The 16,413-nt window shown below is 68.5% G+C and carries 18 protein-coding genes; 1 reads left to right on the top strand and 17 read right to left on the bottom strand.

Annotation, left to right across the window (positions count from 1 at the left end; all coding sequences use genetic code 11):
• Positions 1 to 30 precede the first annotated feature (30 nt).
• The 14 genes from BLW00_RS18635 to infC all read right to left on the bottom strand — a co-directional run bounded on the left by BLW00_RS18635 (position 31) and on the right by infC (position 13,506).
• On the bottom strand, positions 31 to 1,233 hold the full coding sequence (locus BLW00_RS18635) for an acetylornithine transaminase (protein ID WP_281242427.1): 1,203 nt from the start codon (positions 1,231 to 1,233) through the stop codon (positions 31 to 33).
• Positions 1,234 to 1,247: 14 nt separating this feature from the next.
• Complete coding sequence (gene argB / locus BLW00_RS18630; RefSeq protein WP_092556991.1) at positions 1,248 to 2,165, bottom strand: acetylglutamate kinase; 918 nt, start codon at positions 2,163 to 2,165, stop codon at positions 1,248 to 1,250.
• On the bottom strand, positions 2,165 to 3,328 hold the full coding sequence (gene argJ, locus BLW00_RS18625; RefSeq protein ID WP_092556989.1) for a bifunctional glutamate N-acetyltransferase/amino-acid acetyltransferase ArgJ: 1,164 nt from the start codon (positions 3,326 to 3,328) through the stop codon (positions 2,165 to 2,167). The genes argB and argJ overlap by 1 nt, the downstream gene beginning before the upstream one ends.
• Positions 3,325 to 4,371 (bottom strand): N-acetyl-gamma-glutamyl-phosphate reductase, encoded by a 1,047-nt coding sequence (gene argC, locus BLW00_RS18620; protein ID WP_092556987.1) that lies wholly within the window; start codon positions 4,369 to 4,371, stop codon positions 3,325 to 3,327. The genes argJ and argC overlap by 4 nt, the downstream gene beginning before the upstream one ends.
• A gap of 30 nt (positions 4,372 to 4,401) precedes the next feature.
• On the bottom strand, positions 4,402 to 6,933 hold the full coding sequence (gene pheT, locus BLW00_RS18615) for a phenylalanine--tRNA ligase subunit beta (RefSeq protein WP_092556985.1): 2,532 nt from the start codon (positions 6,931 to 6,933) through the stop codon (positions 4,402 to 4,404).
• 2 nt (positions 6,934 to 6,935) lie between these two features.
• Positions 6,936 to 7,976: a phenylalanine--tRNA ligase subunit alpha gene (pheS, locus tag BLW00_RS18610; protein ID WP_092556983.1), complete on the bottom strand. Its 1,041-nt coding sequence runs from the start codon at positions 7,974 to 7,976 to the stop codon at positions 6,936 to 6,938.
• Between the two features lie 22 nt (positions 7,977 to 7,998).
• Positions 7,999 to 8,916 (bottom strand): amino acid ABC transporter permease, encoded by a 918-nt coding sequence (locus tag BLW00_RS18605; RefSeq protein WP_092556981.1) that lies wholly within the window; start codon positions 8,914 to 8,916, stop codon positions 7,999 to 8,001.
• Positions 8,913 to 9,560, bottom strand: coding sequence for an amino acid ABC transporter permease (locus tag BLW00_RS18600; protein WP_092556979.1), 648 nt, complete (start codon positions 9,558 to 9,560; stop codon positions 8,913 to 8,915). The genes BLW00_RS18605 and BLW00_RS18600 overlap by 4 nt, the downstream gene beginning before the upstream one ends.
• A gap of 66 nt (positions 9,561 to 9,626) precedes the next feature.
• Positions 9,627 to 10,499 (bottom strand): glutamate ABC transporter substrate-binding protein, encoded by an 873-nt coding sequence (locus BLW00_RS18595; protein WP_092556977.1) that lies wholly within the window; start codon positions 10,497 to 10,499, stop codon positions 9,627 to 9,629.
• Positions 10,500 to 10,579: 80 nt separating this feature from the next.
• Complete coding sequence (locus tag BLW00_RS18590; protein WP_092556975.1) at positions 10,580 to 11,359, bottom strand: amino acid ABC transporter ATP-binding protein; 780 nt, start codon at positions 11,357 to 11,359, stop codon at positions 10,580 to 10,582.
• A 94-nt stretch (positions 11,360 to 11,453) separates the two neighbouring features.
• A complete protein-coding gene (locus tag BLW00_RS18585) occupies positions 11,454 to 12,254 on the bottom strand; it encodes a TrmH family RNA methyltransferase (protein ID WP_092556973.1) in 801 nt (266 codons plus the stop codon).
• A gap of 36 nt (positions 12,255 to 12,290) precedes the next feature.
• On the bottom strand, positions 12,291 to 12,677 hold the full coding sequence (rplT, locus tag BLW00_RS18580) for a 50S ribosomal protein L20 (RefSeq protein ID WP_092556971.1): 387 nt from the start codon (positions 12,675 to 12,677) through the stop codon (positions 12,291 to 12,293).
• A gap of 43 nt (positions 12,678 to 12,720) precedes the next feature.
• A complete protein-coding gene (gene rpmI, locus BLW00_RS18575; RefSeq protein WP_092556969.1) occupies positions 12,721 to 12,915 on the bottom strand; it encodes a 50S ribosomal protein L35 in 195 nt (64 codons plus the stop codon).
• Between the two features lie 27 nt (positions 12,916 to 12,942).
• Positions 12,943 to 13,506: a translation initiation factor IF-3 gene (gene infC / locus BLW00_RS18570; RefSeq protein WP_382307051.1), complete on the bottom strand. Its 564-nt coding sequence runs from the start codon at positions 13,504 to 13,506 to the stop codon at positions 12,943 to 12,945.
• Between the two features lie 331 nt (positions 13,507 to 13,837).
• Here infC and BLW00_RS18565 point away from each other — a divergent pair, with 331 nt between their 5' ends.
• Complete coding sequence (locus tag BLW00_RS18565; protein WP_245741676.1) at positions 13,838 to 14,176, top strand: DUF1844 domain-containing protein; 339 nt, start codon at positions 13,838 to 13,840, stop codon at positions 14,174 to 14,176.
• Here the strand turns inward: BLW00_RS18565 and BLW00_RS18560 are convergent.
• Genes BLW00_RS18560 through hisH form a run of 3 tightly spaced genes read right to left on the bottom strand, consistent with a single transcriptional unit; the run spans position 14,169 to position 16,401 of the window.
• Positions 14,169 to 14,963 (bottom strand): SseB family protein, encoded by a 795-nt coding sequence (locus tag BLW00_RS18560; protein ID WP_092557201.1) that lies wholly within the window; start codon positions 14,961 to 14,963, stop codon positions 14,169 to 14,171. The genes BLW00_RS18565 and BLW00_RS18560 overlap by 8 nt on opposite strands.
• On the bottom strand, positions 14,956 to 15,702 hold the full coding sequence (priA, locus tag BLW00_RS18555; RefSeq protein WP_092556965.1) for a bifunctional 1-(5-phosphoribosyl)-5-((5-phosphoribosylamino)methylideneamino)imidazole-4-carboxamide isomerase/phosphoribosylanthranilate isomerase PriA: 747 nt from the start codon (positions 15,700 to 15,702) through the stop codon (positions 14,956 to 14,958). Before priA ends, BLW00_RS18560 begins: the two co-directional genes overlap by 8 nt.
• A 51-nt stretch (positions 15,703 to 15,753) precedes the next feature.
• On the bottom strand, positions 15,754 to 16,401 hold the full coding sequence (hisH, locus tag BLW00_RS18550) for an imidazole glycerol phosphate synthase subunit HisH (RefSeq protein ID WP_092556963.1): 648 nt from the start codon (positions 16,399 to 16,401) through the stop codon (positions 15,754 to 15,756).
• Between the last annotated feature and the right edge of the window lie 12 nt (positions 16,402 to 16,413).

Genomic DNA, 16,413 nt, shown 5'->3' with positions numbered 1-16,413 from the left:
GATAGCGAGGTCAGCCGACGCGGCGTGCCGTCAGTCGGCGGAGACCGCGTCGAAGGCTCGTCGGAGCCGTTCCGCGAACACGCGCACCTCGTCATCGCCGATGATCAGCGGAGGCGCGATACGCAGGCTCGAGTCGTTCGGGGCGTTGATGATCAGGCCGTTCGCGAGTGCCGCATCCGAGATCGGGCCGGCGACCGGTTCGCGGAGGCCGATGCCGATGAGCAGGCCCTGCCCCCGGATCTCCTCCACCAGCGGCGACTCGAGGCCCGCGATCACCGCGCGCAGTTCCGCGCCCCGCCGCGCGGCGTTCTCCACCAGGCCCGCGGACTCGATCTCGCCGAGCACGGCGTTGGCCGTGGCGGTGGCGAGCGGGTTGCCGCCGAAGGTGCTGCCGTGCTGACCCCGGGTGAAGAGGTCGGAGGCCCAGCCGAAGGTCACCAGCGAGCCGATCGGGAAACCGCCGGCCATCCCCTTCGCGATGGTGACCGCATCCGGCAGGATGCCGTCGTTCATGTAGGAGAACCAGGCGCCGGTGCGGCCGACGCCGGTCTGGATCTCGTCGAGGATGAGCAGCACCCCGTGCTGCTCGGTGAGCTCGCGCGCCCGACGCAGGTAGCCCGGCGGGAGCTCGAGCACGCCGGCCTCGCCCTTGATCGGCTCGACGAAGAGCGCCGCGACCGAGTCGTCGATCGTGGCCTCGAGCGCCTCGAGCGTGGTGTCGATGTGCACGACACCCGACGGCATCGGCTCGAAGGGCTCGCGCATGGCGGGCTTGCCGGTGAGTGACAACGCACCCATCGTGCGGCCGTGGAATCCGTTGTGCAGGGCGACGATCTTCCGGCGATGGTCGGAGGAATTCAGCCGCGCGAGTTTGAAGGCCGCCTCGTTCGCCTCGGCGCCGGAGTTGCAGAAGTAGGTGCGTCCGCCGTCACCGGCACCGGTGATGCGCTTCAGTCGTTCGGCGAGCTCGAGCTGCGGCGGGGTGGAGAAGTAGTTCGACACGTGAGCGAGCGTCGAGGCCTGCCGGGAGACGGCCTCCACGAACACCGGATGCGCGTGGCCGAGCGAGTTCACCGCGATGCCGGCGAGGAAGTCGAGGTACTCGGTGCCCTCGTCGTCCCAGACGTAGGCGCCCTGGCCGCGCACGAGCAGGCGCAACGGCGTGCCCATCGTCCGCATCAGCGACGAGTCGAAGCGACTCTGCCATTGGGTGTCCGTCTCAGCGCCTGGCACGACTGGCCTCCGGTTCAGTGGGCCGCCGCCGGCACGACTTCCGTGCCGACACCGCCCGGGGTGAAAACTTCGAGAAGGATGGAATGCGCCTCGCGGCCGTCGATGATCGCGGCCTTCGCGACGCCGCCGTCGACGGCCTCGAGGCAGGCCGCCATCTTCGGGATCATGCCCGATTCGAGACTCGGCAGCAGCGCCCGCAACTCCTCGGTCTCGATCACGGAGACCAGCGAGTCGCGGTTCGGCCAGTCGCTGTAGAGACCGGCCACGTCGGTGAGGATGACAAGCTTGGCGGCGTTCAGGGCGACCGCCAGGGCCGCCGCCGCGGCATCCGCGTTGACGTTGAGCACCTGGCCGGGCTCGTCGATGTCGGGCGCGATGGAGGAGACGACCGGGATGCGCCCCGCGTCGAGCTGGGCGAGCACGCCCTCGGGGTTCACCCCGACGACGTCGCCGACGAGTCCGAGATCGACCAGCTCGCCGTCGATCTCGACCTGCCGCCGCTGACCCTCGAACAGTCCGGCGTCTTCACCCGAGAGGGCTGCCGCCAGCGGTCCGTGCTCGTTGATGTGGCTCACGATGTCGCGGCTGATCTGACCGGTGAGCACCATCCGCACCACGTCCATCGCCTCGGGGCTCGTGACCCGGTAGCCGCCGCGGAACTCGCTCGCGATGCCGAGACGCTCGAGCATCTGCGAGATCTGCGGCCCTCCGCCGTGCACCACGACGGGGCGGATGCCCACCGACCGCAGGTAGACGATGTCTTCGGCGAAGGTGCGCTGCAGATCGGGATCGACCATGGCGTTGCCCCCGAACTTCACCACGATGACCTGCCCGTGGAAGCGCTTGAGCCACGGCAACGATTCGATGAGCGTCTGCGCCTTGACGTGCGCGAGCTCGGCAGCGGCGGCGGAGGGGACGGCGTATTCGGGCATCAGCTGGCGTATGCGCTGTTCTCGTGCACGTAGTCGTGGGTGAGGTCGTTGGTCCAGATGGTGGCGCTCGCGTCACCCTCCTTCAGGTCGATCAGGATCGTGCAGGCGCGCGGCGTGAGGTCGACCAGCTCGCGATCGTCTCCGGGCTCGCCGGCCCGGCACACCATCACCCCGTTCATCGAGACGTCGATGGCATAGGGGTCGAACGCGGCATCCGTCGTTCCGAGCGCTGCGAGCACCCGGCCCCAGTTCGGGTCGTTGCCGAAGATGGCCGCCTTCAGGAGGTTGCTGCGCGAGACGGCGCGGCCCACCACCACGGCGTCGTCTTCGCTCGCCGCGTTGACCACCTCGATCGCGATGTCATGGCTCGCGCCTTCGGCGTCGCGTTGGAGCTGCAGAGCGAGGTCGCGGCAGAGGGCGGTGAGCGCCTCGGTGAACTCCGTCTCGTCGGCCACGACTCCGGAGGCGCCGGACGCGAGCAGCGCGACCGTGTCGTTGGTCGACATGCAGCCGTCGGAGTCGACGCGATCGAAAGTGACCCGGGTCGCGGCGCGCAGCGCGCGGTCGAGCACATCCGGGTCGAGGTCGGCGTCGGTGGTGATGACGACCAGCATCGTCGCAAGGCCCGGGGCGAGCATCCCGGCCCCCTTCGCCATGCCGCCGATCGACCAGCCGGCGGGCGACTCCTCGACGGCCTCCTTCGGGTGCGTGTCGGTGGTCATGATGGCGGCAGCGGCATCCGCTCCCCCACTCTCCGCCGAGAGGGCGGCGACAGCGGCGGGCACGGTGTCGAGGATCTTGTCGCGGAACACCTGGTCGCCGACCCCGATGAGGCCGGTGGAACACACGAGGACGTCGGAGGCCGAGATGGCCAGCTCGCTCGCGACCGCCTCGGCCGTGGCGTGGGTGGTCTGGAAGCCGAACGCTCCCGTGAAGCAGTTCGCGCCGCCGGAGTTGAGGATCACGGCGCTCACCGTGCCGTCTTTCACCACCTGCTCCGACCAGATCACCGGATTCGCCTTCGCGCGGTTCGAGGTGAACACGGCGGCGGCACTCCTGCGCGGCCCGTCATTCACCACCAGAGCGAGATCGCGGGCGCCGGTCGATTTCAGGCGCGCGACGACGCCGGATGCGCGGAACCCGGCGGGCCGGGTGACGCTCACGGTGCCACTCCGTCGATGCTGAGACCGAGCTGCTCGGGTAGGCCCAGAGCGATGTTCGTCGACTGGATGGCCGCCCCGGCCGTGCCCTTCACGAGGTTGTCGAGCGCGGTCACGGTCACGACGCGCTCGGCCGCCTCGTCGACTGCGAGGCCGATCAGCGCGGTGTTCGCGCCGATCGTGTCGCTGACGGCGGGGAACGATCCCTCGGGCAACAGCTCGACGAAGGGCTCGTCGGCGTAGGCGAGTTCCCATGCCGAGCGCACGTCGGCGGCACTCACCCCGGGTTGCAGCCGGGCGGTCGAGGTGGCCAGGATGCCGCGCGCCATCGGCACGAGCACCGGTGTGAACGAGACGGTCACGGCTTCTCCGCCGGCGCCGGTGAGGTTCTGCACGATCTCGGGCACGTGCCGGTGGGTGCCGCCGACGCCATAGGCGTGCGCCGAACCGAGCAGCTCGCTCGCGAGCAGGTCGGTGCGCAGCGTCTTGCCCGCGCCCGACGGCCCGACGGCGAGCACCGCGACCAGGTCGGTGGGCTGGATGACACCGGCCCGGATGCCGGGTGCGAGGCCCAGGCTCACGGCGGTGACGTTGCATCCGGGCACCGCGATGCGGTTCACACCGACGAGGTTCTCCCGCTGCTTCGCCCCCGAGGCCAGCACGAGCTCGGGCAGGCCATAGGGCCAGGAGCCGTGGTGCTCGGATTTGTAGAAGGTCTCCCACGCGCTCGCGCTGACCAGCCGGTGGTCGGCGCCGCAGTCGACGACCAGGCTCGCGTCGCCGAGCTCATCGGCCAGGGCCCCCGACTTGCCGTGCGGCAGTGCGAGAAAGACGACGTCGTGGCCCTTCAACACCTCGGGCGTGGTCTCCTGCAACACCATGCCCCGGTAGGAGCGCAGGTGGCTGTGCACAGCGGTCAGCTGCTGGCCCGCGTTGGCGTGGGCGGTGACGGTTCGCACCTCGAACTCCGGATGCGCACTCAGCAGACGGAGCACTTCTCCGCCCGCGTACCCGCTTGCTCCCGCAACCGCGACTGAATAGACCATGAATCCAATCTAGCCGTATCGTGCGGGCCGCTATTCCCGCACCGTCGCCGAGTGGAGCTCGGCGGCACGGGCCGCACCCGCGAGTTTCGCCTCGCTGGCCTCGGCGGCCGTGAGAGTGCGATCGGGTGCGCGGAACCGGAGGGCGAAGGTCAACGACTTGGCATCATCCGGAAGCCCGACACCGCGATAGTCGTCGACCAGGCGGATGTTCTCCAGCAGCTCTCCGGCGCCTTCGACGACCGCTCGCTGCACGTCGCCCGCGGGCACGTCGGCGCCCACGACGAGCGAGAGATCTTGCGTTGCCGCAGGGAAGCCGCTGATCGGCGCCACCTCGATGGTCGACCCGGCGGCCTCGATCAGCACGTCGAGGTCGAGTTCGGCGAGAGCGACCACGCGTGGCAGGTCGAGTTCGTGCGCGAGCGCCGGGAGGAGCTCGCCGGCGAAGCCGACGCTCTTCTCGCCCGCGGCCGTCTCGACGAAGATCTCCGCGGTGCGGCCCGGGTGCAGCGACTTGTGCTGCCCCCGCTCGACCCGCAGGTTCACCGCGAGCGCCGACTCGAGCAGGTGCACCACGTCGAGCGCATCGGCGACGCCGACGGGAACGGCAGGCTGACCCGGCTGCTTGTCGACCGCGTTGCCGAGCAGCAGCACACCCACGTGGCGCGGCTGCGGCGGGATGCCCGCGTGCAGCTCACCCAGGTCGGCGTCGCTCGGCAGAGCGGCACCCACCGGCAGCACGTCTTGCCCGTACTGCCGATCGGCCTCGGGGCTGAAGACCAGCCCGAGCTCGAAGAGGGCGAGATCGGTGAGCCCGCGGGAGAGGTTGCGGCGCGCGATGTCGATGAGCCCCGGCAGGAGCGAGGTGCGCAGCAGTGCCGCCTCGGAGTCGAGCGGATTCGCCACGCGGATCGCGGGCACCTCGACGTCGTCGGCGCTGCCGAATGCCTGGCTCTGCGCCGAGCTCACGAACGGATAGGCGAGCACCTCGGTGAGACCGCCCGCGGCCAGCACATCGGCGGTGCGCCGGCGCGTGACCTGCGAGACCGTGAGGCCGCGCCCGGGCGGGGCGACCGGCAGCACGCTCGGGATGCGGTCGTAGCCCACGATACGGGCCACTTCCTCGGCGAGCGAAGCCTTGTCGATGAGGTCGGGGCGCCAGGACGGCGGCGTGACCTCGAACCCGGCCGCGTTCTCCTCGACCACCGATCCGATCTCGGCCAGCGAGCGCGCGATGTCGTCGGGCGTGAAGTCGACGCCCACCAGACGCTGCACGTAGCCGAAGGGCAGCATGATCGAGCCGAGCTCCGGGTGCTCGTGGTGCACCGAGCCGAGACCGTCGGCCGTGCCTCCGGCGAGCGTCTCGAGCAGCTCCACCACGCGAGCCGCCGCGGGCTGGGCCACCTTCGGGTCGACGCCGCGCTCGAAGCGACGCGAAGCCTCGCTCGGCAGTTTGTGCCGGCGGGCGGTGCGCGCGATCGAGACCGGGTCGAAGTTCGCGGCCTCGATCAGCACGTTCGTGGTGGCGTCGGAGATCTCGGTGGCTGCTCCGCCCATCACGCCGGCGAGACCGATGGCCCCGCGGTCGTCGGTGATCAGCAGGTCTTCGGGGTCGAGCGTGCGGGTCTGGCCGTCGAGGGTCTCGAGGGTCTCTCCTTCGTTGGCGCGACGCACGACGATGCCGCCCTGCAGCGCGTCCAGGTCGTAACCGTGGATGGGCTGGCCGAACTCGAGCATCACGTAGTTCGTGATGTCGACGATCAGTGAGATCGACCGGATGCCCGCGAGTTTCAGTCGCGACACCAGCCACGGCGGCGACGGCCGCGTGGGGTCGACGCCCCGCACGACGCGCGTGATGAAGACGGTGGCGCCGACGCGGCCGCGGATGGGAGCCTCGTCGTGGATGGCCACCGGGAAGCCGGTACCGGCGGCCGGCGCGACGCGCGCCACCGGGTCGCGGAAGGCCGCACCGGTCGAGTGCGAGTACTCGCGGGCGATGCCCCGGATGGAGAAGGCGTAGCCGCGGTCGGGCGTGACGTTGACCTCGACAGCCTCGTCATCGAGCCCGAGCAGGGCGATCGCATCCGTTCCCACCTCGGGGTCGAGGCCGATCGTGCTGAGGCGCAGGATGCCGTCGTGGTCGTCGCCGAGACCGAGCTCGCGCGCCGACGCGATCATCCCGTCGGAGACATGACCGTAGGTCTTGCGGGCCGCGATGGCGAAACCGCCGGGCAGCACGGCGCCCGGGAGCGTCACCACCACCTTGTCGCCGATCTCGAAGTTGCGGGCTCCGCAGACGATGCCCCGGACATCCGCTCCCCCGTCGGCCGCGTTCTGACCCTCGGGCGCCACGCGCACCTGGCACCAGCGGATGGTCTTGCCGTTGGACTGCGGCTCCTCGACGAACTCGAGCACCTGCCCCACGACGATCGGGCCCGTGAGGTCGAAGTCGTGCGACCCCTCTTCTTCGAGACCCACCTTCACGAGGGCGGCATGGATGTCGGCGACGTTCGCGTCGGCCGGAAGGTCGACGTACTCCGCGAGCCAGCTGATCGGTACCCGCACGACTAGACCACCATTCCGAACTGCTGAGAGAACCGCACGTCGCCCTCGACCATGTCACGCATGTCGTTGAGGTCGTTGCGGAATTGGAGCGTGCGCTCGATGCCCATGCCGAAGGCGAAGCCCGAGAACTCATCGGGATCGATGCCGGCGGAGCGGAGCACATTGGGATTCACCATGCCGCAGCCGCCCCACTCCACCCAGCGCGCGCCGCCCTTGGCATTCGGCTGCCAGACGTCCATCTCGGCACTCGGCTCGGTGAACGGGAAGTAGTTGGGGCGCAGACGGATCTTCGCCTCCTCGCCGAACATCTGGCGGGCGAAGTGCTCGAGCGTGCCGCGCAGGTGCGCCATGGTGAGTCCCTTGTCGATGGCGATGCCCTCGACCTGGCTGAACACCGGGGTGTGCGTGGCGTCGAGCTCGTCGGTGCGGTAGACACGGCCGGGCGCGATGACGTAGACCGGCAGGTCGCGCTCGAGCAGGCTGCGCACCTGCACGGGGCTCGTGTGCGTGCGCAGCACGAGGTGCGACTCCGGCGGATCGATGAAGAAGGTGTCCTGCATCGCGCGCGCCGGATGGTCGGCGTCGAAGTTGAGGGCGTCGAAGTTGAACCACTCGCTCTCGACCTCGGGGCCCTCGGCGACCTCCCACCCCATGCCCACGAAGATGTCGGCGATGCGGTCCTGCAGCAGGGAGAGCGGATGGCGGGCCCCGATGCGGCGCCGGGTGGCGACGGCGGTCACGTCGATCGCCTCGTCGGCGAGGCGCTTCGTCTCCTCGAGGGCCACGACCTCGGTCTCGCGGGTGGCGATCGCCTGGTTCACGCGGGCGCGCGCCTGGCCCACGAGCTTGCCGGCGGCGGCCTTCTGGTCGCCCGGAAGCGACTTGATGGCCGCATTGAACGCGGCCAGCGGCGAGTGCTCGCCAGCGTGCTCGGAGCGCACGGCACGGAGGGCCGCGGAATCGGTGGCGGCTTCGAGCGCCGCGAGCGCTGCGTCGACCGCGTCGCTCACCGCCGACTCGGTTATTGCGATGGGTTCAGACACGAGTCACAAGTTTACAGGCGCGTCACTCCGTGGTCGCATCCGCCGGGTCGGATGCACCGGCCATCACCGATGAGCCGCCGATTCCGGCATCGCCGGTGAGCGGCACGGCTCCGGGCGTAACCGCCCCGCCCCTCCGCTGCCGGGCCAGGCGTCGAGCCACCCAGGAGAGCGAGAGGTTCACCGCGAGATAGATGACGAGCGTCACGATGAAGAGCGAGAACAGATAGCGGTTGCCGTAGAAGCTCGCGAGGTTGTTCATCGTGGTGCGGATCAGTTCGTTGTAACCCACGATGTAGCCGAGGCTGGTGTCTTTCAGCAGCACCACGAGCTGGGCCACGATCACCGGGAGCATCTGCCGGAACGCTTGGGGGAACTCGACCGACACCTTCGTCTGCAGCCGGGTGAGGCCGAGACTCAGCCCGGCCTCTCGCTGCCCGCGCGGCAGCGAGGCGAGCCCCGATCGCAGGGCCTCCCCGATGATGGCGCCGTTGTAGATGCCGAGCGCGATCACCACGGCCCAGAACGCGCCGGTCGAGGCGACGAGCAGGATGAACAGCATCATCAGCAGCACGGGCATGCCGCGGAAGAACTCCAGCACGACGGTGGTGGGGATGCGCACCGCGGCGTACACCGAGGTGCGCAGCATCGCGAAGAGGACGCCGATCACGAGCGCCATGACGGCCGCTATGGCCGCGGCCTGCAGCGTGTTCAGGAGCCCCCGGCCGATGAACGCCCAGACCACCGGGTCGGCGAAGATGTCCCATCGGCTCGGAGCGAAGTAGCCGGGCAGCGTGAGGCCCGACGATTCGCGCGGCTGAGCGAGCGTGAAGGCGATCCACACCACGCCCGCGATCAGGAGCGCGAGCACGATCAGCGAGATGATCAGCGACCGCCGGCGGGTCTTGGGCCCAGGGGCGTCGAAGAGAACGGATGCGCTCATCGCTGCACCGCCAATCGTCGTTCGAGTCGCGCGGAGAGGATGCCGAGTGGAATCGTGATCACCAGGTAGAACGCGGCGATCGCCAGCAGGATGGCGATCACGGCGTTGCCGTTCGCGTTCGCGAGCTCTTTGGCCACCGTGAACAGCTCCACCACGAAGAAGCCGCCCGCCACCGAGGTGTTCTTCGTGAGGGCGATCAGCAGGTTGATGAGCGGCGGGATGACCATCCGGAACGCCTGGGGGAAGATGATCAGGGTCACCGACTGACGGAACCCGAGGCCCAGGCTCCGGGCCGCCTCGGCCTGCCCCACCGGCACCCCGTTGATGCCCGAGCGCAACGCCTCGGCCACGAAGGGCGAGGTGTAGAGCGTGAGCCCGATGATGGCGCAGGCGAGGTAGGGCAGGGTGGAGCCGAGGTAGGGCAGGATGATCGCGCAGAAGAACAGCACCAGCGTGAGCGGGGTGTTGCGCAAGGTCTCGGTGTAGAAGGCCGCGAAGCCGTTCAACGAGGGCACCGGTGCGATGCGCATGGCCGCCACCACGGTGCCGAGCACGAGCGCGCCCGCGCCCGACACCACGAGCAGCAGCAGAGTCATGCCGAATCCGTCGAGGAACCGTGGCAGGTTCTCGATGATGGCGTTCATCCGCATCCGTTCGGTTGGCAGCAGTCAGTCATGTGGTGGCAGCCGTTCCTCTGGCGACGATCGGCCTCAGTAGCGGTCGACCGCAGGCGGGTCGACGAACTCCAGCACCTGACCTGCCGTGGAATCCCAGGCCTTCTGGTAGCTCCCGTCTTCGAAGGACGCCTCGAGCACATCGTTGATGTAGTCGCGGAACTCGGTGTCGTCAAGCGCGAGGCCGATGCCGTAGGGCTCCTCGGTGAACGGCTTGCCGACCACCTTGAACTCGCCCTCGTTCTGAGCGGCGAGGCCGGCCAGGATGACGTTGTCGGTCGACACCGCCACCACCTGACCACTGCGCAGCGGCTCGAGGCAGTTCGTGTAGGTGTCGGTGAGCAGCGGTTCGGCGCCGATCTCTGCGAGCTTCGCGGCCGGGGTCGATCCGGTGACCGAACAGACGGGCTGCCCCACCAGGTCGTCTTCAGTCTTGATGTCGTCGTTGTCGGCCTTCACGAGGATCGACTGTCCGGCCATGTAATAGGGGCCGGCGAAGGAGACGACCTCTTTGCGCTTGTCGTTGATCGTGTAGGTGGCCACGACGATGTCGACCTCGCCGTTCTGGATGAACGGTTCGCGGTTGGCCGATACGGCCTCCTTCCAGACGATCTTGTCGTCGGGGATGCCGAGACTCGACGCGATGAGCTTGCCGATCTCGATGTCGAAACCGACCGGCACGTTGTCGGGCCCCATCAACCCAAAGAGCGGCTGGTCGAACTTGGTGCCGATGGTGATGGTTCCGGCCTCGGAGAGCGCCTCCATGGTCGACCCGGCGGCGAAGGTCGGCGCCGGGTCGGGGGTGGACGCGGACTCGTCGGCGGCGGGATCGGTCGACCCCGCGCATCCGGTCAGGACGACCGCGGTGGCCGCGGCGAGTGCGAAGAACGACAGCTTCGTGTGCCTCATGGTTCGTACCTCTCTTCGTGCTGTTCAGCTGGTGCTGTGTGCGTGCTCCCCGCAACGGCTGTGCGCGGGGATGTTCCCGCCTAGTGGGCGAGGATCTTCGAGAGGAAATCCTTCGCTCTCGGTGATCGTGGGGCGCCGAAGAACTGCTCCGGTGCCGCTTCTTCTTCGATGCGGCCGTCGGCCATGAAGATCACGCGGTCGGCCGCTTTGCGGGCGAAGCCCATCTCGTGCGTCACGACGATCATGGTCATGCCGTCTTTCGCGAGCCCGACCATGACGTCGAGAACCTCGTTGATCATCTCGGGGTCGAGAGCGCTGGTCGGTTCGTCGAGCAGGATGAGTTTCGGCTCCATCGCGAGCGATCGGGCGATGGCCACGCGCTGTTGCTGGCCGCCGGAGAGCTGCGCAGGGAGCTTCTTCGCCTGGTCGGCGACGCCCACCCGCTCGAGCAGCGCCATCCCGCGGGTCTCGGCGGCCTTCTTCGAGAGCTTGCGCACCTTCATCGGCGCGAGGGTCACGTTCTCGAGCACCGTCTTGTGGGCGAAGAGGTTGAAGGACTGGAACACCATCCCCACGTCGGCCCGCAGCGTCGCGAGCTCCCGGCCCTCGCTGGGCAGGACCTTCCCGTCGATGGAGATGGTGCCGGAATCGATCGTCTCGAGCCGGTTGATCGCCCGGCAGAGCGTGGACTTGCCCGAGCCCGACGGGCCGATGACGACCACCACCTCGCCGCGGGCGACCGTGGTGTCGATGTCTTTCAGAACGTGGAGATCGCCGAAGTGCTTGTCGACGTGATCGATGACGACGAGAGGATCGGCAGCACCCCCTGTCCCTCGAACGGGGGTGTTTTTCGCATCCATGATGCTTTACCCAACCACACCCCTTCGGGGGACAGCAATGAGTAATCGACTACTGTAACCGAAGCGAAACACGCCCCGGACTGCCGGAGCAGCCTCAGGAACGCAGGGCGAAGGCGCTCTCGTAGAGGCAGACGGATGCGGCGGTCGCGAGATTCAGCGACTCGGCCTGACCGTAGATCGGCAGCGAGACGGCACGATCGACCAGGGTGAGGTGCTCGTCGGCGAGACCGCGCGCTTCGTTGCCGAAGACCCAAGCAGTGGGCTTGCCGAGGAGGCCGGCGGTGCGAACGTCGAGCAGGTCGTCGCCCTTGATGTCGGCGGCGAGCGTCTGCAGGCCCGCCTCACGCGCACGTTCCACCACGTCGGAGAGGGTCGCCTCCATGGCGACCGGCAGGTGGAAGAGCGACCCGGTGGTGGAACGGACGACCTTCGGGTTGTAGAGGTCGACGGAGCGGCCGGTGAGGATGACGGCATCCGCACCCGCCGCATCCGCCGCTCGGATGATCGTGCCCGCGTTGCCGGGGTCGCGGACCTCTTCGAGAACCGCGATCAACCGGGGCCCGGCCGCGAAGATGTCTTTCACCGCGGTAGGGAACTGCCGGCAGACCGCCACGAAGCCCTGGGGCGTCACCGTGTCGGCCATGGTGTCGAGCACCTGCTCGGTGACGAACTCGACGTCGATGCCGGCATCCGCCACCGCCTGGGCGATCTCGGTGTAGCGCTCGAGCGCCGTGGGGGTGGCGAAGAGCTCGACGAGCAGGTGGGGGCTGTAGACCAGGGCCTCGGACACGGACTGGGGCCCCTCCAAGAGAAAGAGCCCGGTCTCGGACCGGGCTCCTTTCTTGGCGAGTTTCGCCACTGCCCGAACGCGAGGTGATCGCGGATTGTCAAGCATGTGGCGCTCTCTTTTGTTCTGTTGTGAGGGTTCTGACTACGCAGCGCTCTTCGGCGCCGAGGTGTCGGCCGGCAGGGCCGACTTCGCGCTCTCGACCAATGCGGCGAAGGTCGCCGGCTCGTTGACGGCCAGCTCCGCGAGGATGCGGCGGTCGACCTCGATGCCCGCCAGGGCGAGGCCCTGGATGAAGCGGTTGTAGGTCAGGCCGTTCTGACGCGACGCAGCGTTGATGCGCTGGATCCACAGACGGCGGAAGTCGCCCTTGCGCGCACGGCGGTCACGGTAGGAGTAGACGAGGGAGTGGGTGACCTGCTCCTTGGCCTTGCGGTAGAGACGCGACCGCTGACCGCGGTAGCCCTCTGCGCGCTCGAGGATGACGCGACGCTTCTTGTGGGCGTTGACGGCCCTCTTGACTCTTGCCATTGTTCTTTATTCCTTCTGGTCTCTGGTCGGCGGCAGTCGGTGACTACAGGCCGAGAAGCTTCTTGGCGACCTTGGTGTCGGCCTTGGACAGCACCTGGTCTTTGTTCAGGCGAGCCTTGCGCCCCGGGGCCTTGACCTCCAGGTTGTGGCGCATACCGGCCTGCTGCTTCATGATCTTGCCGCTTCCGGTGACCTTGAAACGCTTCTTGGACCCGGAGTGGGTCTTCATCTTGGGCATGGGTTCTCCTTGTGTGTTCTGGCTCGGTTACTCGGCCGGTTCGGCCGGAGTGGAGGTTTCAGCCGGAGCTGATTCGTGGTTGCGGGCCTTCGAGGCGTCGCGCTTCGCGTTCGCCTCGGCCTTGGCCTCGGACTTGTTCTTCAGCGGGCCGATGACCATCACCATGTTGCGGCCGTCGATGGTGGGGCTGGACTCGACGGTTCCGAATTCGGCCACGTCTTCGGCGAAGCGCTGCAGCAGGCGCACACCCTGGTCGGGGCGGGACTGCTCGCGGCCGCGGAACAGGATCATGGCCTTCACCTTGTCGCCGGCCTTGAGGAAGCCCTCGGCACGCTTGCGCTTGGTCTCGTAGTCGTGGACGTCGATCTTCAGACGGAAACGCACCTCTTTGAGGATGGTGTTCGCCTGGTTGCGACGGGCTTCCTTCGCCTTCTGCGCGGCTTCGTACTTGAACTTTCCGTAGTCCATGATCTTCGCGACCGGGGGCTTGGAGTTGGGTGCGACCTCGACGAGGTCGAGATCCGCTTCCTGGGCAAGCCGAAGGGCGACATCGATGCTGACGACGCCGACCTGCTCGCCGCCTGGCCCCACGAGGCGGACCTCGGGAACTCGAATACGGTCGTTTGTACGGGGATCGCTGATGCGTTACTCCTTAGTTTCGTTCGTTGTCACGAAAGCATCAGGAATCCCGCATGTGCGCTCCGGTCACCCGCACCACACACCATTACAAACCGCACCCTGACTCTGCGCATCTGTGTCGACCGAAGGCCGAACCATAAACACAGGGAGTGCAATCGACCCGGTAACCTAATGAAGCGGTATGCGCGGGTGGGAGATTCTCCACTTTCGTGCTGAGACCATACGGTCCCAGAGCCTCAGAGAGTTTAGCAGAGACTCGCCGAAACAGTAAGGATGTCTCGCGATGAGCGATTTCGATGATGCCAGCGCGATCCGGGACATCGCAGAAGTGCCCGCGATCGAGGTCATCACCACCACCGCGGTGCACCTGATGAGTGCCGCCGCGGTGAAATGCGGACTCTCCGACGACCCGGATGTCGAGACCGACCTCGACGAGGCGCGCAAGCTCATCACCGCCCTCGCCGGACTCGTCACGGCATCCGCCCCGTTCCTCGGCGACCAGCACGCGCGGAGCCTGCGCGACGGTCTTCGTTCGCTTCAGCTGGCGTTCCGCGAGGCGTCGCCGATTCAGGATCCGGTGGGCGAGGGGCCGGGCGAGAAGTACACGGGCCCGGTCAGCTGACCGCGGTCAGTTTCACGCCGAGCGAGTCGACCCGGTCGGCGATGATCGCATCCTGCGCCCAGGATGCCTGCAACCGACCGATCAGAGCGCTCAGCGCCGTCTGATCGAGCCCCGGCAGCAGCGCGAGCAGCACGACGAGTTCGCGACTGCTGAGCCGCGCATCCGGATCCCCCGCCACCAGCCGTAGCGCAGCGACGGCGGGCTCCGCGACGATCGAGCGCTCGAAGGCCTCGGTGACCGCGGGGTCGGTGACTGCAGGCCGCCACGGCAGATCCTGCGCGATCGCCCAGACCGCCGGGCGGCGGAGGGCGAACTCGGTGGGCGATCCCGGATCGAGCACGATGAGCTCGGTGTCCTCGGCCGCGGCCGCCAGCGCGGCCCGTCGTGCGGCGACGGGGATCGGCCGGGCCGACGGATTCCAGGTCGCCAGTGCCTCGACCGAGGTGAAGGCGGGCAGCACTCGGCGACCGTCGGGACCGCTGACCGTGACCAGCGAGAGCTCCTGCGTCTTGTCGACGCGGAGGCCCGCATCCGTCACGCCCTCGTCACCGGCGTGGGCGACCAGCGGCACCAGCAGACGCACGCCCCGCACCGCGTCGACGACCACGTCTTGCGTGGCGTCACCGGAGCGGAAGCGCGCGATCGCGGCGATCAGCTCCTCGGGCGCGCTGCCGTCGTCGCTCTCGCTGCCGTGCGACTCGAAGTGCCGACCCTTCCAGGGCTGGCCGGCCGAGTCAGCGGGCTCGGGCGACGGATGCCCGGGCTCGCGCTGCTCGCGCTCAGTCAGACGCCACGTCCAGCGCCTCGGCGAGGGTGAATGCGCCCGAGTAGAGCGCACGCCCGACGATCGCGCCCTCGAGGCCCAGCGGCACGAGCGCACGCAGCTCGGCGATGTCGTCGAGGCTCGAGATGCCGCCTGAAGCGATGACAGGGCGTGACGTGCGCTCCATCACCTGACGCAGCAGTTCGACGTTCGGGCCCTTCAGGGTGCCGTCTTTCGTGACGTCGGTCACCACGTAGCGCGCGCATCCGGCATCCTCGAGGCGGTCCATGACCTGCCAGAGGTCGCCACCGTCTTGCGTCCAGCCCCGGGCCGCGAGCGTGGTGCCCCGCACGTCGAGACCGACGGCGATCGCGTCGCCGTACTGCGCGATGACGTTGGCCGCCCACTCGGGGTTCTCCAGGGCGGCGGTGCCGAGGTTGATGCGCTTGGCGCCCGACTCGAGCGCCGTCTCGAGGCTCTCGTCGTCGCGGATGCCTCCCGAGACCTCGACGTTGACGCCGCGCGCCTGACGGATGACCTTCTTGATGATGCCGAGGTTGCTGCCCCGGCCGAACGCCGCGTCGAGGTCGACGAGGTGGATCCACTCGGCGCCCTGCGCGATCCAGTCCGCCGCCGCGTCGACCGGGTCGCCGTGATTGGTCTCGGTGCCGGCCTTGCCCTGGGTCAGCCGCACGGCCTTGCCGTCGGCGACGTCGACGGCCGGAAGCAGCACGAGACCGGGCGCTTTGTTGAACTCGCTCATCAAGAATGTCCTCGGAATTGTGGAACGGGCGCGAAAACGCCCCTGGGAAATCTACCGCAGGGTGTCGATCCAGTTCGCCATCAGGCGGATGCCGGCGTCTCCCGACTTCTCCGGGTGGAACTGCGTGGCCGACAGCGGTCCGTTCTCCACCGCCGCCACGAAACGCGAACCATGCTCCGCCCACGTGACCAGCGGCGGCCGGTGCGTCTTGTCAGGGGTGAGGTGCCACTCCTGCGCCGCGTAGGAGTGCACGAAGTAGAAGCGCTGATCGCGGATGCCGTCGAACAGCACCGAATCGGCCGGCGCCTCGACCGTGTTCCAGCCCATGTGCGGCACCACCTCGGCATCGAGACGCTCCACCGTGCCCGGCCACTCACCGAGGCCCTCGGTGTCGACACCGCGCTCGATGCCGTCGGCGAACATCACCTGCATGCCCACGCAGATGCCGAGCACGGGGCGCCCCCCGGCCAGGCGCTTGTCGATGATCTCGCCGCCGCGCACGGCGTTCAGCTGCTCCATCACGGCGCTGAAGGCGCCGACGCCGGGCACGACGAGGCCGTCGGCCTCCATCGCGGCGACTCGATCGGCGGTGACGCTGACATCGGCTCCGGCGCGCTCGAGCGCCTTGGCGGCGGAGTGGATGTTGCCGCTGCCGTAGTCGAGCACGACGACCGACGGGCGGCGAGCCGGCTCACTCATACGCGCACCCGG

This window comes from Herbiconiux ginsengi (assembly GCF_900107435.1).
In the GTDB taxonomy this organism is placed as follows: Bacteria; Actinomycetota; Actinomycetes; order Actinomycetales; family Microbacteriaceae; genus Herbiconiux; species Herbiconiux ginsengi.
Note: the sequence above shows the minus strand (reverse complement) of the source record. Positions and strands in the feature narration are given on the sequence as shown.

Bases quoted from the DNA above. Each gene is read 5' to 3' on its own strand.
- argB (WP_092556991.1), bottom strand. From the start codon at position 2,165: ATGCCCGAATACGCCGTCCCCTCCGCCGCCGCTGCCGAGCTCGCGCAC.
- argC (WP_092556987.1), bottom strand. From the start codon at position 4,371: ATGGTCTATTCAGTCGCGGTTGCGGGAGCAAGCGGGTACGCGGGCGGA.
- BLW00_RS18605 (WP_092556981.1), bottom strand. From the start codon at position 8,916: ATGAGCGCATCCGTTCTCTTCGACGCCCCTGGGCCCAAGACCCGCCGG.
- BLW00_RS18600 (WP_092556979.1), bottom strand. From the start codon at position 9,560: ATGAACGCCATCATCGAGAACCTGCCACGGTTCCTCGACGGATTCGGC.
- BLW00_RS18595 (WP_092556977.1), bottom strand. From the start codon at position 10,499: ATGAGGCACACGAAGCTGTCGTTCTTCGCACTCGCCGCGGCCACCGCG.
- BLW00_RS18590 (WP_092556975.1), bottom strand. From the start codon at position 11,359: ATGGATGCGAAAAACACCCCCGTTCGAGGGACAGGGGGTGCTGCCGAT.
- BLW00_RS18585 (WP_092556973.1), bottom strand. From the start codon at position 12,254: ATGCTTGACAATCCGCGATCACCTCGCGTTCGGGCAGTGGCGAAACTC.
- rplT (WP_092556971.1), bottom strand. From the start codon at position 12,677: ATGGCAAGAGTCAAGAGGGCCGTCAACGCCCACAAGAAGCGTCGCGTC.
- rpmI (WP_092556969.1), bottom strand. From the start codon at position 12,915: ATGCCCAAGATGAAGACCCACTCCGGGTCCAAGAAGCGTTTCAAGGTC.
- BLW00_RS18565 (WP_245741676.1), top strand. From the start codon at position 13,838: ATGAGCGATTTCGATGATGCCAGCGCGATCCGGGACATCGCAGAAGTG.
- priA (WP_092556965.1), bottom strand. From the start codon at position 15,702: ATGAGCGAGTTCAACAAAGCGCCCGGTCTCGTGCTGCTTCCGGCCGTC.
- hisH (WP_092556963.1), bottom strand. From the start codon at position 16,401: ATGAGTGAGCCGGCTCGCCGCCCGTCGGTCGTCGTGCTCGACTACGGC.